This window comes from Candidatus Megaera venefica (genome assembly GCF_034554655.1).
In the GTDB taxonomy this organism is placed as follows: domain Bacteria; phylum Pseudomonadota; class Alphaproteobacteria; order Rickettsiales; family Rickettsiaceae; genus Megaera_A; species Megaera_A venefica.
Window position 1 is genome coordinate 1 of the sequence record NZ_JARJFB010000262.1, and the last position, 1,114, is coordinate 1,114.

Here is a 1,114-nt window from a genome sequence, read left to right on the forward strand (position 1 = left end):
CTTCAGACACATCAAGATCTTGCTGCAAATATTCATAACCACAAAAATATTGCCAATAAATATTTTCCTTTAGCTCTTCCTCCGTAAACGAATCAGAACCGTTGTACATAGCTTGAAGCATTGATAGTGCTAGCATTACTCTATGATCTTTCTTATTTCTACCAAATTGCTTGATTTCAATGTTAGGCAATGCTCTGGCTTCAAGTTCAGACCAATTTACTAAATCCCTTAGTTTATATAACTTGTTTTTAGGATTTAGTTTTGTAGATAATTTCTCTTCAAATAACCTTTCTTGTTTTTGGAGAAAAGTAATATTTTCTATAGGCATAATTTTAAAATCCGTAAGCTTTATGCAGTAATTATACCATTTTCTTATGGATTTTGTAAGCTGTTTATGACATGAAACCCCTTGTTAATTCAGGCGGGGAGAGTTTTGACGGAGGGACCAACTAAGTTCAGGATAACAAATTTTTGTTCTAATTTACAAAAATATTCATTTGTTACACTAAACCCCAGTGAGTTAACAAGCTAGGCTATTTTAGAGAGTGATTTAATCAATGTATTGACAGCTGTTTGATGATCAGAGTTCTCTATTTTCATAAAATTACGAGATACTTCGATGCACATGCGTTGGTGCTGCGTTACCATAGGCTCACTATTGTCAGCAGCTTCTAGCCCTTCGTAAAAATAAGAAGTATCTGTAGACAAAGCTTTAGCGATTAAAACCAACCTACCTACAGAAATTCTGTTCGTACCTTTTTCGTATTTTTGTAGTTGTTGATGTGTAACGCCAATAATTTTCGATAGTTGTTGACGAGAAAAACCTTGAGCAAGTCTCAAAGAGTATATTCTACCGCCTATATACTTATCAACTTCTATTATATAATCGTTCTTACGTGCCATAACCTTACAATCCAATAAACTTAATAATTAATATAGATAAATTAAAATGAGATAATCCCGCATTAGACACTAACATAATTAATAGTAAAGTGCAATAGTTTGTTTAATTAATGTTAATGATTGTTATTATAACATTACGTAGTCCCTCCGTCAAAACTCTCCCCGCCTGAATTAACAAGGGGTTTCATGTCATAAACAGCTTACAAAATCC

General features: G+C 32.9%; 2 protein-coding genes. Both read right to left on the reverse strand.

The annotated features are described in order from the left end of the window. Positions 1-328 (reverse strand): transposase (locus Megvenef_RS09625; RefSeq protein ID WP_322776028.1); only part of this gene is annotated, 328 nt, incomplete at its 3' end. A gap of 200 nt (positions 329-528) precedes the next feature. After that, positions 529-903, reverse strand: a complete 375-nt coding sequence (locus Megvenef_RS09630; protein ID WP_322777691.1) for a helix-turn-helix domain-containing protein — start codon at positions 901-903, stop codon at positions 529-531. Positions 904-1,114: the final 211 nt, after the last annotated feature.